General features: G+C 69.2%; 17 protein-coding genes and 2 pseudogenes. 14 read left to right on the top strand and 5 right to left on the bottom strand.

The features are described 5' to 3' along the window. Positions 1 to 42 precede the first annotated feature (42 nt). Complete coding sequence (locus ACIQ8J_RS18790; protein WP_403273198.1) at positions 43 to 1,428, bottom strand: cytochrome P450; 1,386 nt, start codon at positions 1,426 to 1,428, stop codon at positions 43 to 45. Between the two features lie 349 nt (positions 1,429 to 1,777). Here ACIQ8J_RS18790 and ACIQ8J_RS18795 point away from each other — a divergent pair, with 349 nt between their 5' ends. The 3 genes from ACIQ8J_RS18795 (at position 1,778) to ACIQ8J_RS18805 (ending at position 3,844) form a co-directional block, all read left to right on the top strand. Next, positions 1,778 to 2,269 (top strand): hypothetical protein, encoded by a 492-nt coding sequence (locus tag ACIQ8J_RS18795; RefSeq protein ID WP_403273196.1) that lies wholly within the window; start codon positions 1,778 to 1,780, stop codon positions 2,267 to 2,269. Then, positions 2,263 to 3,336 (top strand): hypothetical protein, encoded by a 1,074-nt coding sequence (locus ACIQ8J_RS18800; protein WP_403273195.1) that lies wholly within the window; start codon positions 2,263 to 2,265, stop codon positions 3,334 to 3,336. The genes ACIQ8J_RS18795 and ACIQ8J_RS18800 overlap by 7 nt, the downstream gene beginning before the upstream one ends. A gap of 76 nt (positions 3,337 to 3,412) precedes the next feature. Continuing rightward, positions 3,413 to 3,844, top strand: coding sequence for a hypothetical protein (locus tag ACIQ8J_RS18805; protein WP_403273193.1), 432 nt, complete (start codon positions 3,413 to 3,415; stop codon positions 3,842 to 3,844). A gap of 487 nt (positions 3,845 to 4,331) precedes the next feature. Here ACIQ8J_RS18805 and ACIQ8J_RS18810 read toward each other — a convergent pair whose 3' ends face one another. Continuing rightward, entirely contained in the window at positions 4,332 to 4,721 is a 390-nt protein-coding gene (locus ACIQ8J_RS18810; protein WP_403273191.1) for a hypothetical protein, read from the bottom strand. Positions 4,722 to 5,436: 715 nt separating this feature from the next. On the opposite strand from ACIQ8J_RS18810, the gene ACIQ8J_RS18815 reads away from it, so the two are divergent. Beyond that, the gene (locus ACIQ8J_RS18815; protein ID WP_403273190.1) at positions 5,437 to 6,279 is read left to right on the top strand and encodes a class I SAM-dependent methyltransferase; all 843 of its coding nucleotides are present in this window, start codon (positions 5,437 to 5,439) and stop codon (positions 6,277 to 6,279) included. Between the two features lie 40 nt (positions 6,280 to 6,319). After that, positions 6,320 to 6,472, top strand: a pseudogene (locus tag ACIQ8J_RS18820) (IS5/IS1182 family transposase); the annotation flags it as partial. Positions 6,473 to 6,526: 54 nt separating this feature from the next. On the opposite strand, the gene ACIQ8J_RS18825 reads toward ACIQ8J_RS18820, so the two are convergent. Next, positions 6,527 to 7,684 carry an SMP-30/gluconolactonase/LRE family protein gene (locus tag ACIQ8J_RS18825; protein WP_403273189.1) on the bottom strand — a complete coding sequence of 386 codons (1,158 nt, stop codon included), beginning with the start codon at positions 7,682 to 7,684 and terminating at the stop codon, positions 6,527 to 6,529. A gap of 19 nt (positions 7,685 to 7,703) precedes the next feature. Then, positions 7,704 to 8,768 carry a gluconolaconase gene (locus ACIQ8J_RS18830; protein WP_403273188.1) on the bottom strand — a complete coding sequence of 355 codons (1,065 nt, stop codon included), beginning with the start codon at positions 8,766 to 8,768 and terminating at the stop codon, positions 7,704 to 7,706. Positions 8,769 to 9,524: 756 nt separating this feature from the next. Here ACIQ8J_RS18830 and ACIQ8J_RS18835 point away from each other — a divergent pair. After that, positions 9,525 to 9,668: pseudogene (locus tag ACIQ8J_RS18835) on the top strand (IS5/IS1182 family transposase); the annotation flags it as partial. Positions 9,669 to 9,825: 157 nt separating this feature from the next. Here ACIQ8J_RS18835 and ACIQ8J_RS18840 read toward each other — a convergent pair. Then, positions 9,826 to 10,914, bottom strand: coding sequence for an amidohydrolase family protein (locus ACIQ8J_RS18840; protein WP_403273187.1), 1,089 nt, complete (start codon positions 10,912 to 10,914; stop codon positions 9,826 to 9,828). A gap of 717 nt (positions 10,915 to 11,631) precedes the next feature. On the opposite strand from ACIQ8J_RS18840, the gene ACIQ8J_RS18845 reads away from it, so the two are divergent. The 8 genes from ACIQ8J_RS18845 to ACIQ8J_RS18880 all read left to right on the top strand — a co-directional run bounded on the left by ACIQ8J_RS18845 (position 11,632) and on the right by ACIQ8J_RS18880 (position 21,973). After that, a complete protein-coding gene (locus ACIQ8J_RS18845; protein WP_403273185.1) occupies positions 11,632 to 11,823 on the top strand; it encodes a phosphopantetheine-binding protein in 192 nt (63 codons plus the stop codon). After that, entirely contained in the window at positions 11,820 to 13,010 is a 1,191-nt protein-coding gene (locus ACIQ8J_RS18850; RefSeq protein WP_403273184.1) for an enoyl-[acyl-carrier-protein] reductase FabV, read from the top strand. The genes ACIQ8J_RS18845 and ACIQ8J_RS18850 overlap by 4 nt, the downstream gene beginning before the upstream one ends. A gap of 124 nt (positions 13,011 to 13,134) precedes the next feature. Beyond that, complete coding sequence (locus ACIQ8J_RS18855) at positions 13,135 to 13,266, top strand: hypothetical protein (RefSeq protein ID WP_403273183.1); 132 nt, start codon at positions 13,135 to 13,137, stop codon at positions 13,264 to 13,266. Between the two features lie 176 nt (positions 13,267 to 13,442). Further along, positions 13,443 to 14,138 (top strand): hypothetical protein, encoded by a 696-nt coding sequence (locus ACIQ8J_RS18860; protein WP_403273182.1) that lies wholly within the window; start codon positions 13,443 to 13,445, stop codon positions 14,136 to 14,138. Between the two features lie 772 nt (positions 14,139 to 14,910). Then, a complete protein-coding gene (locus ACIQ8J_RS18865; RefSeq protein WP_403273181.1) occupies positions 14,911 to 16,296 on the top strand; it encodes a (2,3-dihydroxybenzoyl)adenylate synthase in 1,386 nt (461 codons plus the stop codon). Between the two features lie 840 nt (positions 16,297 to 17,136). Further along, a complete protein-coding gene (locus ACIQ8J_RS18870; protein ID WP_403273180.1) occupies positions 17,137 to 17,625 on the top strand; it encodes a pyridoxamine 5'-phosphate oxidase family protein in 489 nt (162 codons plus the stop codon). Positions 17,626 to 17,687: 62 nt separating this feature from the next. Next, a complete protein-coding gene (locus tag ACIQ8J_RS18875; RefSeq protein WP_403273179.1) occupies positions 17,688 to 20,762 on the top strand; it encodes an amino acid adenylation domain-containing protein in 3,075 nt (1,024 codons plus the stop codon). After that, on the top strand, positions 20,759 to 21,973 hold the full coding sequence (locus ACIQ8J_RS18880; protein ID WP_403273178.1) for a cytochrome P450: 1,215 nt from the start codon (positions 20,759 to 20,761) through the stop codon (positions 21,971 to 21,973). Before ACIQ8J_RS18875 ends, ACIQ8J_RS18880 begins: the two co-directional genes overlap by 4 nt. Positions 21,974 to 21,977: the final 4 nt, after the last annotated feature.

Genomic DNA, 21,977 nt, shown 5'->3' on the forward strand with positions numbered 1-21,977 from the left:
ACACAAGGGAAATGCCCCGAACCAGGGCTTCTGCAACACCCTTCAGTTGTCACCTGGACGGTCCGTCGCGGCGCTCCTTCTGCGCAGGGTCGCGTGGAGTGGGGTGGCGGGTTGCAGGAGCAGTCCGGCGCGTGGTGCCACCTCGGTGCCGGGCAGGTCGAGACGGAAGCGCTGGGCGAGGGTGGCGAGTACGAGGACGGCCTCGACTTGGGCGAAGCGCGCACCGAGGCACGTGCGCTGGCCGCCGCCGAAGGGGTACCAGGCGTGGTCGGGTACCGCGTCCGGGGCGTCGGCCGCCCAGCGCTCGGGACGGAATTGTTCGGGGCCGGGGAACCAGCGGGGGTCTCGGTGGGTGGTCCACTGGCTGCACCAGACGATGGTTCCGGCCGGGATGCGGGTGCCGCCCAGCGTGGCGCCTTCGCGGGCGACCGCGGGGATGAGCCACACGGGCGGGTAGAGGCGCATGGCCTCTTTGACGATCTGCTGGGTCCAGGTGAGGCGCTCGTAGTCGTCGATGGTGGGCGGTCGGCCGGCCAGCACGTGCTCCAACTCCGCTTCGAGCCGCGCGCGGGCCTCGGGTGCGCGGGAGAGCAGGTACACGGCCCAGGTCAAGGCCGTGGAGGTGGTTTCGTGGCCGGCGGCCCAAAGGGTGACGGCTTCGTCGCGCACCTCCCTGGGCGAGAGCGGACGGCCCTCTTCGTCGCGGGCCGCGAGGAGCCTGTCGAGCAGGTCGTCGCGCTCTTCGGCGGCGTGGGCCGGGTCTCGCCGTTCCTTGATGAGCCGGTGTACTTCGCCGTCGATCGTGGCAACGGCCGCCAGCAGGCGTCGCCGGGACGGGGTCCGTACCCAGGCGGGCAGAAAGAGGCCGATGCCGCGCAGCTCCGCCCCCACCGCGCGCTCCGCGACGTCCATCGCATCACCCAGGGCCTTCGTCTGTCGCCCGAGGTCGCTGCCGAACAGGGTGCGCAGGACGATCCGCTGGGTGATCAGCGCCATCTCCTGGCGGACGTCGACCCGCGCACCGTCGCGCCATCCGTCGGCCGCCGCTCCGGCGGAGTCGACCATGGCCTCGGCGTACGTGCGGACCTGGCGCGGGCGGACGGTGGGCTGGACCAGGGAGCGTTTGCGCCGCCAGTCGCCGCCCTTGCTGAGAATGACGCTCTGCCCCGTGATCTGTTTGAGCGCCCAGCCGATTTCGAGGATCTCGTAGGTGTTCTCCCGCGCCGCGAGCAGTTCCATGATGTGCCGGGGCTGGGAGATGAACAGGCTGCGCCGGGGGCCCAGGGACCAGGTCACGGCGTCGCCGAAGTCGTCGCGCAGGCGCGTCAGAAAACTCAGGGGGTCCTTCCCGAAAGCGAGGAGGTTACCCAGTGGCGGCAAGCCGCGCGGGCCGTGGACGGGGTTGAGCGGCAGCGTGGATACGGGCATCGGAACTCCCCGGGTATGCCTGTTGGGGCCCAACATAACGGCTCTCTACCCACCGCTCCGGCGCGACAGGCAACCGGCTGGGGCCAGTGCCCGGCGGCTGCGAGCACGGAAGGCCGTGTGGTCCACGCCCCGCGCGGCGCGGCGCTGGCACACCCACCTGAACGCCCCCGCCCTCGCCCCGAAACGGATGCCGAACAACCGGAGCCGGGCCGTAGGGAAGCATGAGTCGCAACCAAAGATCACGAACTCCTGACTTTCGTCCCTGTGGTTCACATGAACACTCGTCCATGACCCTTTGAGCGCCCTGGGCAACTCCCCCTGGCCGTCGACGGAACGACGGAGTGACAGCATGCGAATGACGAAGGCCAGACCGGTTCTGGCCACCCTGGCAGCGGCGTCGGCCCTGACCCTCGCTGCCGGAACGGCGCAGGCCACCCCGGCGAAGGCCGACGGGAATGTGGAGACACGCAACGACGCCAATGTGTCGGCGTACCAGTGCTCCACGGGCAACACGTTCAAGTTCCGGCTGTTCTACAACTCCGGACAGAAGAACGCCTGGATTCGGTTCGGGTACTCCGAGCAGAACTTCGGCGCAGGTGACGGGTCGTCCGGTTACCTCATCTACCACTACTGCAAGGACACCGGTGACGGCTCGGGCCAGAAGGTGAAGAACAATGCCGCGTCCGCCCGGAACTACAAGACCAGCCAGTGCTGGGCCTACACCTACTACAACAGCTGGTACCAGGGCCCGGCCGACCTGATCGACACCAACACCGGACGCAACCTCTACAACACCTACAACGAGAACGCCTCGTTCCAGTGGCAGGGGGCGGGATGCTGACCGACGATGCGAAGAAGGTCGCCCGCGCGGCCGGACGGCGCCTCAAGCGCCCCGCGGTGCGCCGGATGGGCATCACCGTGGCGGTCGCCGCGGCCACGGGCGCGGTGGTGTGGTCCCTCACGCAGGGCCAGCCCGTTCCGGACGGACAGGCCATCGCCCGTGGTGCTGCGGCGGTGACGGGCAAGGACGCCTGGAAGGTGCCCGAAGTGCGATACGTCGCCCACGATCCGTCGACCTGGACGCTGCCGATGGACCCCTACCAGATCTCTGGCACACAGCCCTCGGGGATCCTGGCCCAGGCCGCCATCGACAAGAAGGCCGCCGCGTGCGTCAAGGACCTCGGGCTGAACTACCCGCACCACGTGGCCACTTCCTGGGAAGAGGCCCGCACGAAGCCGACCACCGGACCCAGGAACGCGATGGACGGCCGCCATGGCATCCACGACGCCATGAAGGCCGCGACCTACGGCTACGGCCGGCCCGGCAGCGACCAAAGCAGCGGCGAACGGCGAGTGCTGCGCGAGGAAGCCGACATCACCCCGGAAGTCCAGGCTGCGCTCACCGGCTGGAAGGACCCGGTCACCGGCGAGGCCCTGGCGGCAGCCCCGCGCACCCTCAGCGGCAAGACCGTCCCGGAGTACGGCTGCCTGGGCCAGGCACAGCAGGAGATCCGCGAATACAACGGTGCCGGCACCGACATGACCCAGGACGCGATCTCGCGTCTGGCGGCCGAGGGCTGGAAGAGGTCCCAGGCCGACCCCCGGGTGACGGCCGCCTGGGGCGCATGGTCGGTGTGTATGAAGGGCAAGGGCTACAACTACGCCGATCCCTGGGCCGCCAACAACGACCCCAAGTGGACAGCGTCGGCGGGCCGGTCCAAGGCGGCCATCGCCACCGCCACCGCGGATGTCGCCTGCCGTACGGAGCACAAGGTGGCCGAAACCATGCACCAGGTCGAAGTCGACTGGCAGAACAAGCTCATCGCCCAGAACCCGAAGGCCATCACCGAAGCCAAGGCATTCACCGACCGCGTCACTGAGCGCGTGAACACCACGCTCGGACGCTGACACAGCTGTGGGCGGGCCGCCGTTGACGACTTCCGGCCGCCCGCCCACCCCCAAAGAAGGAGGCAGACGCAGCCGCATGCGCACTCGCCGCATCCTGGGTTACACCACCGTGCTGGTCACCCTCGCCGCCGTGCTCTACCTGGCCCAGCAGGCCACCACGCCCGCCCACACACCGCCCGACTACACCGGCCAGCAGTTGTGCGGCAAGGACTACCCCGTTGTCGACCAACACCGGATCAAAACGGGAGACACCTCAGCCACCGTCTACCTCGGCTACAGCAGCGCCAGTAGGTCCTACTGCGCCGTCACCGTGCGCGCCGACCACAGCGCTGCCGCCCCCATGAGTGTCTTCCTGCAAACCGGGGACCATCCCCAGGACACCGGAACGAGCGCCACCGCCGACCACGCCGGCCCGGTATTCACCTACGCCAAGACCCAGTGCGTCACGTGGGGCGGCCGACTCCAGAACACCGGATGGACCGGCCCGCACCGACACTGCGCCCCCTAGCCGGACCGGCCCCCGGAGTCGGCGGCGCGTCATCCGGTTCAGGCTCCGTGCCCCGTACACGCCGAAGGGACCCAACTCACCGGACCGAGCGGCACCCAGAACCGGGGTGTTGCCCTCACCGTGGTGACGTCCGTAGATCACGTCGTCACCTACCTTCGGAATGTCACGCCGCAGCCTGCGATTGTGCACCGCTTTCCGCCGATGCCCCTCATCGCCGGTGAAACTGGCCCCCCATGGCCCATGGCCAATACCCACCGGCCGCGATTCCGTGACCCAGCGGGCCAACGGCTCGCCTCCCGCGCCCTGTCCCCCAGACGCCAGGAACGACACGTCCACACTCAGCAGGACGCCGCCGCGCTCACGGCCACGCTGTCAGCCCGGTGACATACCCGCACACTTCATGCTGCTGCCCACAACCCCCGGACGCGCTTGTCCCGCAATCCCCTGCGCGGCAGGGGATTGCGGGACAAGGTCAGCAACTGCAGGGTCAGAGCAGCTTCTGCGGGCCCTGGAACTGGTCGACGGGCGCGACGTTGCACGCGGTCTTGGGGCCGCCGAGGAGGTGGCCGCCGATGCCCTCGCCCTCGGGCATCGGCACCGCGCAGCGGAGGTCGACGTTGATGAGCGGGGCGCCGTAGGTGTTGCCGATGCCGCCCGAGTCGCCGGTGATGGCGGTGTTGCCGTTCCGGGTGCCGAAGTCCGTGGCACCGGTGCCGCTCACGGTCGAGCCCGACACGACACGGGCGGCCCGGATCATCTCGTGCGCGTTGGTGGGGGTGTTCTGGGCCTGAGGCCCCGTCGCGGCCGAGGCGGGCACGGCGACGGCCATCGTCGCGGCAGTGGCGAAAACCGCCCCGGCCAGAACCTGCTTGATCACAGTTGTGCTCCCATTCGATGGATCGATGAGGGTGCAAGACCCGCCACGCGGGAAACCTGCCATACCTGCAACGAGAACCATTCACAACACGTCACAAGTTGTACTCATTCAGACCAACTGGGCCAGCGTCGAAGCCCGCAGTACCTACTGCTCGTCAGCCACAGCATCTCGCCAACAAGGTCAGTAACTCGTCGATGAGCTCTCGGGTGAGATGCTTCATCGCGTACTGGTTCACATGGGTCCGTAGCTCTCCACCCCGCATAGAGCGTCTCGCAGGAGCGTGAGTGAGTGAGTACCGGCGAACAATGTCTTCGCCGGGCTGACGGAAGTGGCCGGTCCATGGCGGTACGCCGGAAGGACGGGCGCCTGGTGCTCATCGCGCTCACCATGCACAACACACGACGCCCATCAACCAACAGCGCTCCTGCGTCCGGACGTTGATGAGTGGCATCGCCAACCCGGACGATCAGGAGCCCTGCCTCGTCACGAGCCACCGTCCGGCAGTTGGAACTGATGGAGAAGGTGCAGCTGATGCGCCGACAAGGAACTCGCGCAGCTCGGCGATCTTGCGCGGGAGCAGGCGTTCGGGTGCCATGTCGGCTCTCACCGTCTCATTCAGGCCGATGTCAAGCTGGTGGTCGGCCCAGTCCCCCCACCACCAGGCCGGCGCAGGCGCACCCTGTCGGCCAGGGAACTCGTCGCGTAGCGTGCATCCATGACGTACCGGACTCCGCACGACGCTCTCACGTCGGCGCAGTCGCTCCGCCACATCTTCGGAGACGACGCCGAGCAGTACGACGCCGCCCGGCCCGGTTATCCCAGGCAACTGATCGATGAGGTCCTGGACTTCTCCGCGCTGGATGACGGCGCGCCCGCCCTGGAAATAGGCGCGGGGACAGGCATCGCGACGCTGGCCTTCGCAGAGTGCGGCATACCGGTAACCTGCGTCGAACCCGACGTCCGCATGGCGCGAGTGCTGCAACGCCGCTGCATGGGGCTGCCCCATGTAACCGCCGAGATCGCCGACTTCGAGACATGGCGCCCCGCGCAGCGATACGGCCTGCTGTACTGCGCCCAGGCATGGCACTGGGTCGACCCAGCCGTACGCTGGACCAGAGCCAAAGCCGCGCTGTCCCCGAGCGGAGCGATCGCCCTCTTCTGGAACCACTGGTTTCTGGAATCCGGCGAACTGGCAGCCCAGTTGGCCGACGCCCACGCCCGACACGGCATCGACATACCCGAGCACACCATCCTGGATCCACGCCCCCGCCCCACACACCACGGCACCGACGCGCGCCAGTGGCGCGATATGACGGCTGCCGGCTTCGTCGATCTGGACCACCGCCTGTACGAATCCGTACACGACCGATCCCCGTCCGCACTGATCGACCTGTTCGCCTCCTACTCGGGCTACCGGGCACTTCCGTCCCAGGCACGGGAGCGGATCTTCGGGGACATGGCCCGCATGGTGGACGAACAGGGTGGAAGCATGCGGGTGAGGGTGAAGACAAGCCTCTTTCTCGGGCGGGCGAGTTCCGCCGTCACTCGTCCGGACTGAACGGCCCTGTGACGGCACCGGCCCCTGCTGTCGCGAACGTTCGCGGCGAAACCGCCGCCGCTACCTGCGGAGACGCCGGATCAAGCAGACGATTCCCGAGCCGAAGGGCCAGCGGGCCAACCGCAAACACCGCCGCAGCAACGGAGGTTGGCCCACTGGCTTCGGCCCAGAGATCTACAAGCGCCGCAACGAAGCTCACGTGCGAACTCGCCGGTGACCACGCCCGGAGGTAGCCGCGGTACCTCCTTTAGGCCATGACCTTGCCGACGCCGCCCTGGACCTGGGTGGCACGCTGGTTGATCTGCCACAGCTGACCTTCACGGTTGCTGACGTAGATCCAGCCGTTGACGGTGTCCAGCGCGAGGCCCTCGCACGTCCCCAGACCGGTGGCCACCACGCGCTGCGCGCCGTCCGCGAGAGTGATCTCGTACAGGCGCCCGTTCAAGTGGTCGATGGTGTACGCCCGGCCGGCGCCGTCGAGGGCCACGCGGATCGTGCTCGCCCCGGAAAGGCTGGTCACGACGCGGTTGGTGCCGTTGGCCAGGTCGACCTCGTACAGCTTGCCGCTGCCTTCCTTCTGGCCGATGTACGCCTTGCCCTGCCCGTCCAGCGCCACTCCGCCGATGCCTTTCCCCAGGCCGGTGGCGATCGTGGTCTTCTGCCCGCCCGGCAGGTCGACGACGATCAGCTGCCCGTCGCGCCAGCTGGCGACGTGGGCCTTGCCCGCCGCGTCGAGCGCGACGCCGTACGCGCCCGGCACGTCGGCGATCTTGCGGGAGGAGCCGCTGGACAGGTCCACCGCGAGCAGGCGCCCGCCGTCGCAGTCGGTGGTGTAGGCCGTGCCCTGGCCGTCCAGCTCCACATCGCCGATGTCGCCCAGGGTGCTCGCGGCCGGGCGCTGGGCGCCGGTGCCGACCTTCACCGCGGACAGCTTCTTGCCGCCCCGGTCGGCGACATACGCCGTGTTGAGCGACGGGTCGACCGCCAGGCCTTCGGACGTTCCCAGACCCGTCGCGATGAGGGCGTAGCCCCTGCTGTTGCCGATGAGCTTCGACAGGTCTTCGAGCTTCGGCATGTCGTCGTCGCCGATGCTCACCTTCGGAGGTCCGAACGCCTTAGTGGTCGACGAAGCCATGGTGGACGTCGAACCGGGGTCTTCGGAGACCTGGCGCTGCGCGGCGGCCGCGCCCTGGGCGTTCTGGAAGAGCGGGTTGAGGAAACCCATGACGTCGAACGCCCCGTGCGCGGTCTGGCGCACGAGCCACGGGTCGCGCTCGCTCTCCAGCTTGCGCACGGCGTCCGAGATGTCACCGGCTCCCGGGGTGTCTTTGTTGAGCGCCTCGGCGGACTTGTCGGCGGAACCGGCTTGGTCTCCGCCGTTGTCGAAGATGTTCTTGAAGGACATGGGCTTTCCTCCCGACCCCTTAGAGGGGCTGCTTCTGGTTCTGGTAGTCGAGTACTTCCGGCTGGAAAACCCGGTGTTCTCCGGTACGGACAGCGACGATTTCGGCCGTCCCCTTCTGCAGGAACCGCTTTCCTTGGTCAGCCAGGTCGAAGCGGCTGTTATCGGCGGAGGCCTCGCCGAGTTTCCACGCGATGACCCGGGAGTACTTCGGGTCGGCGCCCTGCTTCGCAGTCTCCTTGACCTCCACCGGCTCGGGATAGTACAAAGCGACCCAGCCGCCGAAAGTGACGGGGAATTCATAGTCGAACTGGCGAATCTGACGCCGCGTCGTGGCCATGACGTCCGCCCGGCTGGCGATTTCGAAGCTGACCGACGACTGGTGCTTCCATTCGGTGGTCAGCGAGCCGCTGACGGAGCCGGTGATCCCGAGCAGCAGCTCTCCCCACAACTCCCCGGTGCCGGTGACGGAACTCGTGGCTTGGGTGTTGCTCGTCGCTTCCGTCTGGGACTCCGTGTTGACGCCCTGGTTGTCCTTGCTGTTGAGCAGGGTGGTCTTCTGGTACTGCTTCATCTCCATGCTCTTCTGGAGCTGCTGCTGGAGCGATGCGGTGGACTTCGCCCCGAAGGTGAGCTTCACCTCCCCTTGGAGCGACCAGCTGATCGTGTTCGAAATCGAGAATTCGACCGTGTCCGTCACAGTGATTTTGATCGGGTCGGTGCCATTGATGTACGTCTGCTTGGAGATCATGTCGGGAGGCGGCTGCTGGATATCGCCGCGTTCTTCGACGACCGGTACGCCGACATTCATGTAGGCGAGCCAGCCCCGCTCGTGCGCGGTCGGCTCTTCCGATGGGAAGTCGCCGTAGCGCACCTTGTTCAGGGAGAACCCGATCGGGTCGATCTGCTTACCCCCCTTCTGGGGGGTCCGCTTGAGTACGTTCCGCAGTTGGTTCCGCTGCAGGATGCCGGCGGCCCTGGCGGCGATTTCGAGTTCCTCTTGATTCCGCGTGGTCAGCGGATGCCGCATGAATACGTCGTTGATGTAGGCCGTTCCCACATCGTTCCTGGCGCTGGCATTTCCCATGCTCTTCAGACCCTCCCTGCGTCGCAGACCGGTGACGCTACGCATCCGGCGGCAAATGATCACCGAGCCGAACTCGCCACCTGGTGAGAACCGGACAGACGCCGCTGACCAGGCGTTTTGATCTCATCCTGGCGGGCGCGTTCCCGGGGCGCCCCACGTCCCCGGGGCACCGTTCCTTGATCTTTGGGGCCAAGATCCACAGGCGCGGTGCCGCGGCCGTCGGCGCGTCCGGGCGCGCGAGGTGTCCGGAACTGCGGTCCCGTGGCCCCCAGCGCCGCCGGGCCCGCCCCTTCCGGCTCGATTTAGCCTCGACCGAATGTTCGACTCTGCCGCGCATTGGCATTCCGGCAGACGCAGGCGCCTGCACGGCGACGCAGCCGGTGTTCCCGGGGCGGGCTTCTACCTTCGTTACCGTTACCCGTTCCCGGCGGCGACAAGACGCTAGAGGTGTTCTAACCAGGGGGTGGAGCGCGTGCTCGGCGCCCCCGCCCCCCTGCCCGCGGTGGATGGTCCTGCCACCGCGCAGTGCTTCGCGGATCTCGGCGGGCTTGGCGGCCCTGATGGGCATGATTGCCTTGAGGTGCTCGGCGAGTAGGCCGGGCGGGCGACGCCACCAGCGCGGCCGCGCTCATCACTACGGCCCGGGGCGCGACTTGCTCCACCGCCCGCCACAGCGAGCGACGCGGTGTCCAGGTCCGTGCCATGCTGTTCGACCACCTCCAGCTCCAGCTCCGAACAGCATCATCCAGGCCCTGCTGGACCAGCGAGCGAAGCATCGGCGGGCTCATGCACCACCGCAGACTCACCCGTTACTACGAGACCCATCCGCACCGCTCCGAGGCCATGACCCGCCTCGCGATGATCGGCCTCATGGCCCGCCGCCTCGCCGGCGAAGCCACCCAAACCGGCCCCGAACCCAACCCTGGACCCAACACGAATCACACGGTGAAGCACTCAGCCAGGTCGGTTGCCGCGCGGCGGAAGGCGTCCATCGCCTCGCCTTCCGCCGATGGCCTTCAACACCCGGCCGCCCAAGGCCAGTTGTCGGTCCCCCGAGTCACCTCGGCCTGCACACCTCCGGCGCGCTCTCCTTCAGGCCGAGCAGGCGGTAGTAGTTCTCCCCGAGGGCAATGTCACGGAAGGCCCGATCGCCCAATGCCTTGTTGATCCGGCTGGTGACCTCAAGCTCTTGCTCATAGACGTGGAAGTCCTTGTCGCGCGAGGCCACGAAGTCCGTCCCGGGAATGGCCCTGGTCGGATACCGGTCGAAGAACTCGGCGTACTTCTGCCTGACTCCCGGCTTGCTGAAGTAGCTGTCTTCCAGCACCCGCCAGCTGAGGTCCAGCGTGAGATCGGGGTCCTCGTCCAGGAGCCTCTTCATGATCCCGATGTGCCGGTCGGGATCCATGGTGGTGAGCTCCTTGGACAGGCCCATATGCGCCCACACGATCTTGTTCCCCGGGTACAGCCGAAGGGTCTCCTCCATCAGATGGAGATACTTCGTCTGGTCCGCATTGCTCCCGAGATCCGAGTGGATGGTGATCGGAATCCCGCGGTCGCGCAGCACCTTCATGAAGGGCGCCCAGTTCTTGATGTTCTCACTCGTCGCGGGCGTGTGGTGGTTGGGGAACAGCGCCTGCTTGACGAGGTTCACCTCCCCCGCCCACCGGAACACCCCCGGGAACTCCTTGTCGTAGAGGGCGATTCCGGGTGGGATGGTCTCCGGGTGGTTCAGGTCCATGAAGGTCATGGAAACCGCGAGTTCGGGGTCCTTGGGCTTGGTCTCCACATAATTCTCGGCGTTGGCGAAGTCGTTCTTCATGCTCGGCACCACAGGAGTGCCGGGACAGTCCAGGTAGTACGTGCAGTTGGAGGTCACCGGCAACATCTGCCCGATGCCGTACATGCTCGCGTGCCGCACACCGCTCTTGTGCAGATACCCGGTGAGTTCCTCGAACGGAATCGCCTGCCCGCCGAACGGGCGGAAGTGCAGATGGCTGTCGACCTGCGAGGTGTAGGGCTCTCTCGCCCGGTCGAAACACCCCGTCCCCGCCAGCGCCGAACCCGCCCCCGCCGGGGACGCGACGACGGCCACCGCCGTCAGTACCGCACCGGCCACGGCGAGGCGCCTGCTGATTCGTGACATACCGATGATGACCTCCGGTTGACACAGTCGTCCGTCGCGCCCCGGAAACCACGGCCACTCTGGTGCGGCCGCAGGGGCCTTGGGAGCGTGCCCAGGGAGCGGACTCCCCAGCCTCGCCCCATGGGCCCGGCGCCGGAGCGAAGTTGTTCGACGAGTCACCCAAATTACGGTCCCCTCCCGGCCGGGTCTTCGGAAACGCCGAGTGTTCGTGGGAAACAACCCGGGCAGCGTCTCCAGAACCCTGGCCTCGGTAGCAGACGACGCACCACCACCTGCCGCGCCGACCTCCGATCCCTCAAGCTCGAACCGCATCGAGCACACACCCGGAAGTCGGCTACAGCCGCTTCGGGTGGACAACACCTCTGATGCACAGGCCTGTTGGAGCCCTGCTCTGTCGACCAGCGTGGACACGACGTCCATGAGCAGCACGCTCGGCAGTTCACTGGCGGGACAAATCGACGAGGAGTTGGAACCGCCGACCACAGTGCCGAGCTCGCGGAGCGGGGGGACACCCGTTGCTCCGCAACCCATCGCGAGCCCATTCACGGGCGGACCGCAGGATGCGCACCTGGCGGTCAGTGAGGTCCGTCATGCGCCCAGCCACGCCCCGACCGCCCACTGACCACGGGGAGCCGTCAATGCCGGATACAACAACCACCGAGCAGATTCTCCGTACCGCGCTCGCAACTGCCACCACCACGAGCGCCCGATACGATCATGGGCAACGGACATCTGGAACGCGACCTCGGTATCGACAGCCTGGCCCTGGCCGAGCTCGTCACCACCCTGGAACAGGGCCTGGCCCTCACCATCCCGGACGAGGAGACCGGCCGCCCGCACACCGTGGCCGACGTACGCCACCTCCTCGCCCGCCTCACCTCCTCCAGCGGAACGGACCCCACCCCGTGAGCCTCCGGCAGATAGACCCGAAGCAGCGCGGCTTTCTGATCGTCAACTCCCACCCCACCGGCTCCGCCACGACGGTCGCCCGGATGTGGGAGCAGATCCCCGCACGCCCCGACGGCAGCAGCCCCGTAGTGCTGCTGCTCGGCCACAGCGCGGGCTACGGCCTGGCCACACTCCTGACCGGGCTGCGCCAGCACGGCATCCGCGGCGTCGGCGTCGCCTACGAGGCCCCTGAGACCGGGCGGCGCACCGCCGGCGCCGGCTGGTACCGCACCGCCGCCGCGGCCCGCCTCGCCGACGAGACCGCACGCGACTTCGTGTTCGTCAACACCGACGCCTTCTCCGACAAGGGCAAGGACGAGGTGCTGGACCTGATGCAGGAGCGGTACGGGAAGGTCGACTACCTCATCTACAGCCTGGCCGCCCCACGCCGTACCGACCCGGCGACCGGCACCGTCCACCACTCGGTGATCAAACCCCTCGGCCGGCCCTACGAGGCACCGGCACTGGACTTCAGCGACGACACCCCCCAGGTCACCAGCGTCCACCTGGAGCCCGCCACCGCACCGGAGAAGCATGCGACCGAGCAGGTCATGGGCGGCGCCGACTGGCAGCTGTGGGTCGAGGCCCTCGCCGAACGGGACCTGCTCGCAGACGGCTTCACCACCGCCGCACTGACCTACATCGGCTCCGAGCTGACCGCCCCGATCTACCGCCAGGGCACCATCGGCGCCGCCAAGGAACACCTGGAGCGCACCGGCCGGGACCTGAATACCGGCGTACTCGCCGACAGGGGCCGGGCCTTCACCGTCGTCGCCGGTGCCGCCGTCACCCAGGCCTCCAGCGCCATCCCCTCCATCGCCCTGTACACCACCTTCCTCCGCACCGTCCTGGGAGAGGACTTCCGCACCACCGCCCAACAGGCGCAGGACCTGTGGGACCAGCTCACCGACACCACCCCTCTCGTCACGGACGACGAGGGCCGAATCCGCCTCGACCGCTGGGAACTCGACCCGCACGTGCAGGACCAAGTCCGCGAACTGTGGTCCGACCCGCAGAACGGGCTCGCACGCTCGGCGGCCGGAGCCAACTGGTTCATCAACCAAATCCGCGAACTGTACGGCTGGGGTATTGAGGGCGTCGACTACGACCAGCCCGCCGAGACCAGCGTTGCCTGGCCGCAGCCGTAGGACCCGGCCGCTGCGCCGAAACCGAGAGAGGCCGTCGCCCGGCATGGCGGCGGCCTCTCACCTTCGACCCCGTGCTTCAGAACCCCAGAACTCACCTGGCAGGGCTGCCCACTCTGGCGTCCGGATGCGCCGTGCGCATGTGCTCGGCACCAGCCTGAAGGACCGGCGCCAGGGGCAGTCCGCGTCCATCGCAGCCCCGGCCCTCCAGCACAGCATGCAGCGCACCGAATACAAGGTGCTCATGACACCCACATGAGCCCAGGCCGCCACCGTTGCCGCGTACGCGAGAACGGGTTCCGGCTCAACAACTGCGGTCCGCGCATGCTGAGCGGAGCAGCACACACCCCTTGACTCGCCTGCTCCGCCCCGGACACTGGCGCATCAGGGGGACGCGCCAACACGCTCTGCCACGCTCTGCGAAAGGACAGCACGATGCCGACCACCGAAACGCCCTCTCTGCCCCGCGTGGGCCTGCTCATCCCGTCCTCGAACACGGTCATGGAGCGAGACCTGCGGAGCAGCCTCGCGGACGTCGCCGACCTGCACTCCGCGCGGATGCACCTCGTCGAGACGAGCAAGGACGCCGAGGCTGCGATGCTCGACACCTATCTGCCCCAGGCCATCGAGGACATCGCGTCGCTGCGGCCGGCCGTCACCGTATTCGGCTGCACCAGCGCCGGTGCGCTGCGCGGGCCGGACTACGACCGGGACCTCTGCGCGAGGATTGCGGATCGCACTCAAAGCCGTGCGGTCAGCACGATCGCGTCGGTGAGCGCCGCGATCTCCGCGACCGGTCGTCACCGTGTCGCGGTGCTGACGCCGTACGTGGACGAGCTCAACGCCAACATTCGGAGCAGCCTGAGCAGCGGTGGCCTGGAGATCCTGGATGTCGAGGGCTTCGGCATCGAGGACTGCTTCCGCCTCGCCGAGCCGACTCCGCGGGAGATCGCTGACCGCGCACTGAAACTGATCGAGCGAGCCCGTCCCGAGGTGCTCTTCATCTCGTGTACGAACTTCCGGGCGCTGGAGGCGGTTGACGAGATCGAATCGGCGGCCCGCATCCCGGTTATCACCAGCAACAAGGCGGTCGCCGCGGCGGTGCGCAAGGCGTTGAGCAAGGCCCAGTAATCCGGATCCCGGCCGCCGACCCCTACAGCCTGCGGCCGGAACCGCGAACCATTCACGCGCCGCTCTCTTCGCGCCGCAACAACCGCAAAAGCGCAGTACAGCGAGATCATCCATCAGGCCATCATCGCCGTGCCCACTGACAACGCCCTGCGCTGCGCGCTCCCCGGGGTGCCCGTCGTGTTCAGTGACGTGTTCGTTGTCTACTCATCATCAGGACACGGGAGCAGGTGGGCAGGCATCCGATGCGTCGCTGCCCACGTGTCATTGACCGACTGCGGGCGGCCACGGGCATGTGCCAGGCCCCGTTCGTCGGGCTCGCTCGTGGCCCTGGGCCACCAAAGCTCTGGGCTGCACCGCAACCGTTCCAGTCGCTGCCGCTGTCCCATGGCGGGAGCGGCGCGCATATCAGGGCCTCCCGAACCCCGTCGTCCAACCCGACGGGTCCAGGGCATGTCCGAGGGGTCGCGTATCCAGACCTCTACCTATGTGACGCGCCCGGTCAGGGCCGCAACGTCAACGAGGTTTCGCCATGGCGCGAGGCCCGGTGGGATTATGCCCGGCCATTCCTCCAGGTCAGCGGCGCTCCTTGGGCCTTCTGCTGAGGGGGATCAGCATTCATGGTTTGGAAAGCGCATTGCGTATAAGGGGTGTTGACAGATTGGGTTGGCCAGGTCGACACGGCGGTCGTTGAGATCAGCGCCACCCCCGCCCCGTCACGGCGAGACACGCCCCGCACGGCTGTCAGTCCAGGAACCGGTACAGAAGGAAGCGAATGACATCCATGCTCGACGGCTGCACTCCCTGGCCCGAGGAGTTCGTCGGCCGCTACTGGGCGGCCGGGCACTGGCGTGGCCATACGCTGGACAATCTGCTGCGCGGCTGGGCCCTGCAGTACGGACCGCGCACCGCGCTCGTGCACGGCGGCACCCGCATCACGTACGCGGCGCTGAACCGGCGCGTGGACCGCACGGCCGCCGGATTCCGGCTGCGCGGCCTCCGGCCAGGGCAACGGGTCGTCGTCCAGCTACCGAACGTCCCCGAGTTCGTCATCACCGTGTTCGCGTTGATGCGCCTCGGCGCGGTCCCCGTGTTCTGCCCCCTCTCGCACCGCGCGTCCGAGGTGTCCGACCTCGTGCGGGTCACCCAGGCCGTCGGCTACGTCGGTCCCTCGGCGTACCAGGGCTTCGACCACATGGCGATGGCCGCGGACATCGCGGCCCAAGGGCCCTTCCTGCGGCGGGTGTTCACCCATGAGGAGCCCGGCGCCTCGTCCCCGTACGGCGGCATGACGACCGACCCGTCGGGCTGCCACTACTTCCCACTGGGCTCCATCGACGCCCCGCCCGTGCCGGCGCTTGCACAGAGCGCCGACCAGGTGGCGTTCCTCCTGCTCTCCGGCCGTACCACCGATGCGCCCAAGCTCATTCCGCGCACCCACAACGACTACGCCTACCAGGCGCGGGCCACCGCCGAGATGGTGTCGCTCACCGAGACCGACGTGTATCTCGCCGCGCTGCCCGCCGAGTTCAACTTCACCTTCGGCTGCCCCGGCATCGTCGGTACCCTCTCCGTCGGCGGCACCGTCGTCCTGGTCGAGGACCCGGGACCCGCCGAATGCCTTCCTGTCATCGAACGGGAGCGGGTCACCATCACATCGGTGGTGCCCGCCGTCGCCCAGCTCTGGCTCGACGTACTTCCCACGGTCCAGGCCGACTTGAGCAGTCTGCGTCTCCTGCAGACCGGCGGCGCACCCTTGCACCGGGTGACCGCCGAACGGATCGGCCCCGAACTCGGCTGTCGTCTGCAACAGGTCTTCGGCGTGGCTGAGGGGTTGCTCACTCTCACCCGGCCCGACGATCCGGACGAGACCGTGCTCACCACGCAGGGCCGCCCGCTCTCGCCCGACGATGAGATCCTCATTGTCGACGTCGACGGCAAGGACGTGCCCGACGGGGAGTCCGGCGAACTCCTCGCCCGTGGTCCGTACACCCCCCGGGGCTACTACCGGGCGCCCGACCACAACGCACGCTCCTTCACCACCGACGGCTACTTCCGCACCGGCGACCTCGCCCGGCGCACCCCGGACGGCAACCTGGTGGTGACCGGCCGCCTCAAGGACGTCCGACGGCGGGCCCACGGAGATCCATCCGGCCGGTGACAGGCAGGGCCGACCCCGGCCTTCACGATCAGGTAACTCCCCGGCTGTCGCAGTTGAACGTCCGCCGTGTGGCGCGCTCGCAGGGAACCCGGTGCGGCTCCACCACGAGTCCGTCACGACTGCATTCGCTCAGCGGCATGAGAGTGCAGGCTGTGGCTTGCCCGCGGTATCGGCCAGGTCCGGCACCCATCGTGTGGGTTCGCACAGTGGTACCGAGACGCGCGGCGACATCGTCGGCAACGCCGGACCAGAAACCCAACCACCCACTGTCCCGGGCAGCGACACGCAGCCGCAGTCCAACAGGTCCACGGAGGACAGTCTCTCGCCGTCGCGGTGCAACCACATGTGTGGTGCGCGGAATTCGGGCGGACCGGTCGGCCGGTACGGGTGTGCAGCACGTGCAGCGTCGGCCGCTGCGGAAGGACACCAGCTCCATTCACCTCCGGCCGGTGAACGGGCTTGCTGGACGCCCCGTCTCCGCTGCGCCACCTCAAGCACCTGAGCCACCTGGTGTGAACCGGCGCACCCTCCCGGCGCACAGCGTCACGCGTACTGACAAGTAGTGATCATCGGCCAGTTGGCGACGGCTCGATCCCCTCCCCCGGCCGCACACCCGCCAACGTTCAGGGACCGCTCCGTTCTTGATCAACCGCCGGTAACCCCTGGCCTCCCACCCACCCAAAGTGGCCGGTCCACACCGGTCGCGCCACCCCCCAAGTCGGCGCAAAACATGGGTTCGTTGGGCATTCCGCCGGGGAGTGATGCCTTCGTTTCCAAGATTGTTCTGCCGGAGACACCTGCGCAACAGCGCCTCATCACCACCCGAACAGGAGCCACCGCATGCTGCCCGCCATGCCGCACGACGAGCGCGAACAATTCCTGGCCGCCCCGCGCATCGGCGTCCTGGGCGTCACCGATCCCCGGCGCGGCGACCGCGCGCCCTTGGTGGTGCCGGTCTGGTACGCCTACGAGCCCGGGGGCGAGATCGTCGTCCAGACCGGCCGCGAGACGGTCAAGGCCCAATTACTGCGCGCCGCAGGGCGGTTCAGCCTCTGCGTGCAGGACGAGCGGCGGCCGTACCGCTACGTCAGCGTCGAGGGCCCGGTCACCGCGATCGAGGACCCCCTCGACCCGGCCGTCCGCGAGGCCCTGGCCCAGCGCTATCTGGACCCCGAGGAGGCCCGCGACTACCTGGCGAGCACCGTGGACCAGCTCAAGGACGACATCGCGTTCCGCATGCGCCCGCAGCGCTGGCGCACCGCCGACTTCGCCGCCTTCGCGGCCGACTTCGCCAACCCCGCGGCGAACGCAGGAGCCGACGCCGGCTGACCGCACGGAGTCGAGAAGCGCAAGCCGCACGCAGCACGAGTCAGAAGGACCTGATGACCGACATGGACGTTTCGTTACAGCCGCTCCCCCGCCCCGTGATCCCGGCGGAGGGCACCGCCGCGGCCGGCTACCCGCGGGACCGGTGCATACCCGAGCTGTTCGCGGCGCAGGCCGCCGCCCGGCCGGCCGCCCTCGCGGCCCGGCACGCGGAGCGCACCCTGACCTACGAACAACTCGACGCCCGCTCCGATGCCTTGGCGGCGCGCCTGCACGCGCGGGGCGTCGAGCCGGGCGAGCTGGTGGGCGTGTGCGGCAGCCGCTCGCTGGAGGCGCTGGTCGCGCTGCTCGGCATCCTCAAGGCCGGTTGCGCGTACGTACCGCTCGACGAGGACCTGCCGCCGGCCCGGCTGCGGGCCATGGCCGAGGACGCCGGTCTGCGTGCCGCCGTCACCCTGCCGGACAGCGCACGCCCGGTGCGCGGGCTGCGCGTGAGCATCGCCCTCGGCGACGAGGGGAGCAGTGCCCCGGCGCGGCGCTCCGCCCCGGTTCACACCCCCTCCGCGACCGACCGCGCCTATGTGGTGTTCACCTCCGGAACCACCGGTCGCCCCAAGCCGGTGGCGTTACCGCACCGGGGTGTGGTCCGCCTCGTGCTGTCCGAGCCGGAGCTGCCGCCGCCGGGGCCGGGCGACCGGGTCCTGCACGCCTACGGGCTGTCATCCGACGCCTCGACGATCGAGATCTGGGGCGCGCTGCTCACCGGTGCGTGCCTGGTCATCGCCGACCGGGAGGAAGTGCTCTCGCCCACCGCCCTGGAGCAACTGCTGAGCGCCCGGGAGGTGACAGTCGCGTACCTGACGACGAGCGTCTTCCACCTCGTCGCCCGCACCCGCCCCGAGGCGCTGTCCGGGCTGCGGTTCGTCTCGGCCGGCGGCGAGGCGATGGACCCGCGGCTGGCAAACGCCGTCCTCGCGGCCTGTCCGGGCACCACGGTGGTCAACTTCTACGGCCCGACCGAGAATTCGGTGGTCTCCACCGCCCATGTGCTGCGCCCGCTGCCCGAGGACGCCGAAGCCGTCCCGCTGGGCCGCCCCTTCGGCGCCTCCACCTGCCATGTCCTGCGGGCCGACGGCTCGGTCGCGGCGCCCGGCGAGGAGGGCGAACTGTACGTCGGCGGTGACGGTCTGGCCCTGGGCTACCTCGGTGACCCGCGACTGACCGCGGAACGGTTCGTCCCGCTGCCCGCGGTGGAGTCCGGCGGGCTGCTGTACCGGACCGGCGACCGCGCGATACGCACGGCGGACGGCCTGCTGGAGTACCGCGGCAGGCTGGACCGCCAGGTGAAGCTGCGTGGCGCACGTATCGAACTGGATGAGGTGGAGGCCAGGTTGCGGTCCCACCCGGAGGTCGGCGAGGCCGTCGTCGAGGCCGAGGAGGGGGCGCTGACCGCGTACGTCACCGCCGCCGAGCCCGGCCGGCCCCTGCAACTGCCGGATCTGCGGGCGTACTGCACTCAGTGGCTGCCGCCGCAGGCCGTCCCGGTGCTCGTGCCGATGGACCACTTCCCGGTGACCAGCGGCGGCAAGGTCGACCGCACCCGGCTCAAAGCGGCGGCCCCGGCCCCAGTTGGAGAAGAGGTCAAGGTGGAGGGCCTGCTCGGCGTCCTCGCCGAGGTGTGGCAGCAGGTGCTGCGCGTCCGGCCCGCGCCGCGGGACGACTTCTTCCACCTCGGCGGCGACTCCCTGCTCGCCTCCGAGGCCGTCACCCGCACCCTCGCCGTCCTGGACCTGGACGCCGCGTTGGGCTCGGGCCTGATCAGGGCGCTGCTGGCCGCGCCCACGCTGGAGGGCTTCGCGGCGGCCGTGCGCGCGGCGCGCCGCGGGGGCGTGGAGCCGGCGGAGCCCGCCGTCGACTTCGTCAAGGAGGCCGAGCTCGGCTTCGACCTCCCGCCCGCCGAGGGTCCGGCCGCGCACCCGGAGGAGCCGCGGCACGTCCTGCTCACGGGCGCCTCGGGGTTCGTCGGCGCCTTCCTCCTGGACCGACTGCTGCGCTCGACACAGGCACGCGTCCACTGCCCGGTGCGGGCGTCGAACCGGGCGCACGCCGAGCGGCGGGTGCGCACCGCGCTCTTACGTTACGGGCTCCGTCCGGACGAGGCCGCGTGGCGGCGGGTGGAGTGCTTCCCCGGCGACCTGACCGAGCCCGCGCTGGGGCTGTCGAGCGGCCACGCCGCCGAACTGTCCCGCACCCTGGACCTCGTCGTCCACAACGGCGCCCGGGTCAACTTCCTCTATCCGTACGAGGAGTTGCGTGCGGCGAACGTGGACGGCACCCGGGAGGTCGTCCGGATCGCCGCACCGCGCCGGGTCCCGGTGCACTTCGTCTCGACCGTCGCCGTCGTCGCCGGGCTGGGCGCGGCCGGGGTCCGCGAGGTGGACGAGGACCGGCCGCTCGCCCACGCCGACGGGCTCACCATGGGTTACGCGGAGAGCAAGTGGGTCGCCGAAGGGGTGCTGCGGCAGGCGGCGGAGCAGGGCCTGCCGGTGGCGGTGTACCGGCCGTACGAGGTGACGGGTGACCGGACGCGCGGCACGTGCAACACGGAGACGGCCATCTGCTCCCTGTTCAAGACGATCGCCGAGACCGGACTGGCCCCCGACATCGAGCTGCCGATGGACTTCGTCCCCGTGGACCACCTCGCCGCCTCGATCGTCCACATCGCCACCCGTCGGCAGGCCGACGGCCGCACCTACCACCTCACCAACCCGCACCCGGCGATGCTGTCGGACGTCCTGGGCCGGATGCGCGCGGCGGGCTTCGCCCTGCGGACGCTGCCGTACGCGCAGTGGGTCGGCGAGCTGGTGCGCCATGTCGCCCGGAATCCGACGAGCGCCACGGCGCCCTTCGTGTCGCTGTGCGTGGACCGCAGCCGTACGGCGGACATGTCCGTCAAGGAGATGTATCTCAAGGACACGTTCCCGGTCCTTGGCCGGCGCAACGCCGAGGCGGCGCTGGCCGGCAGCGGTCTTGACTGCCCGCCGGTCGACTCCGCCCTCCTCGACCGCTACCTGGAGTACTTCTTCACCTCCGGCTACCTGCCCCGTCCCGCTGCCGGCCTCTCGGAGGCGACCGCATGAGCGAGCTCGAAACCGTCATCCAGGTCCCGGCCGTGGAGCCCGGCACCGCCGGACCGCCCTGTGGCTACGCCCGGCTGCGCACCCAACAGCCCGTCGCCAAGGCGCAGTTGCCCAACGGCGAGACGGCCTGGCTGCTCAGCCGGTACGAGGACGCGCGCGCCGCGTTCGCCGATCCCCGCCTTGAGCGGCCGCTGCTGTCGGCCTGGCCGCCCCGCGAGGGGGACGACGCGCCGCCACCGTGCCTGCCGACGTTCCTAGAGATGACCGGGGCGCACCACGAGCGGGTGCGCCGCGCCGTCCTGCCGCTGTTCGGACGGCGGCGGCTGGAATTCATGGCTCCCCGGATCCGGGCCATGGCGGAGGATCTGATCGACGGCATGGTGGCCGGGGCGCGGGACAACACGGCGGACCTCGTCGCCGCGTACGTCGAGCCGCTGCCGCTGCGGGTGCTGTGCGAGACCGTCGGGCTGCCGCACGAGGACCGCGACATCTACCTGCCGCACACCCTCGCCCTGCTCGGCGCCTCGGGGCTGACGATGGAGGACGTGCTGGCCTCCCTGTACGCGCTGCAGGACTACGCCTCGGAGCTCGTCTCCCGCAAGGAGCGGGAGGGCGAGGGCGGCACCGACTACGTACACCTGCTGCTGGCGGAGAGCCGCCGGCCGGGGAGCGAGCTGACCCGGGACGACGTCGTCAGCTTCATCGTCACCATGCTCATGGCCGGCTACAAGACCAACATGCAGCACACCGGCAATGCCTTCCTCGCCCTGCTCACCCACCCCGATCAGCTGCGGCGGCTGCGGGAGGAACCGGCGGGGCTCGGCACCGCGGTGGAGGAGCTGCTGCGCTACGTGCCGTTGATGAACGCCATCAACATCCTCGTTGCCAAGGAGGACTTCACGCTGCACGGGCAGCACATCCGGGCCGGTGACGCCGTCGTCCCCGTACCGGCGTCGGCCAACCGAGACCCGGAGGCGTTCACCGACCCCGACCGGCTCGATCTGACCCGGTCGCCCAACGCGCACGTGGCGTTCGGGCACGGCCCGCACGCCTGCACCGGCGGGCACCTGACGCGGTTGCAGCTCGCCACCGCGATCGAGGTGCTCCTCGATCGGCTGCCCGGCATCGAGCTCGCGGTGCCGGCGGAATCGGTGCCGTGGGACGAGTCGACCCCGCTGCGCGCCCCGGCATGCCTGCCCGTGCGCTGGTGACCAC

It is taken from the genome of Streptomyces sp. NPDC094147 (genome assembly GCF_044764265.1).
Lineage (GTDB): Bacteria > Actinomycetota > Actinomycetes > Streptomycetales > Streptomycetaceae > Streptomyces.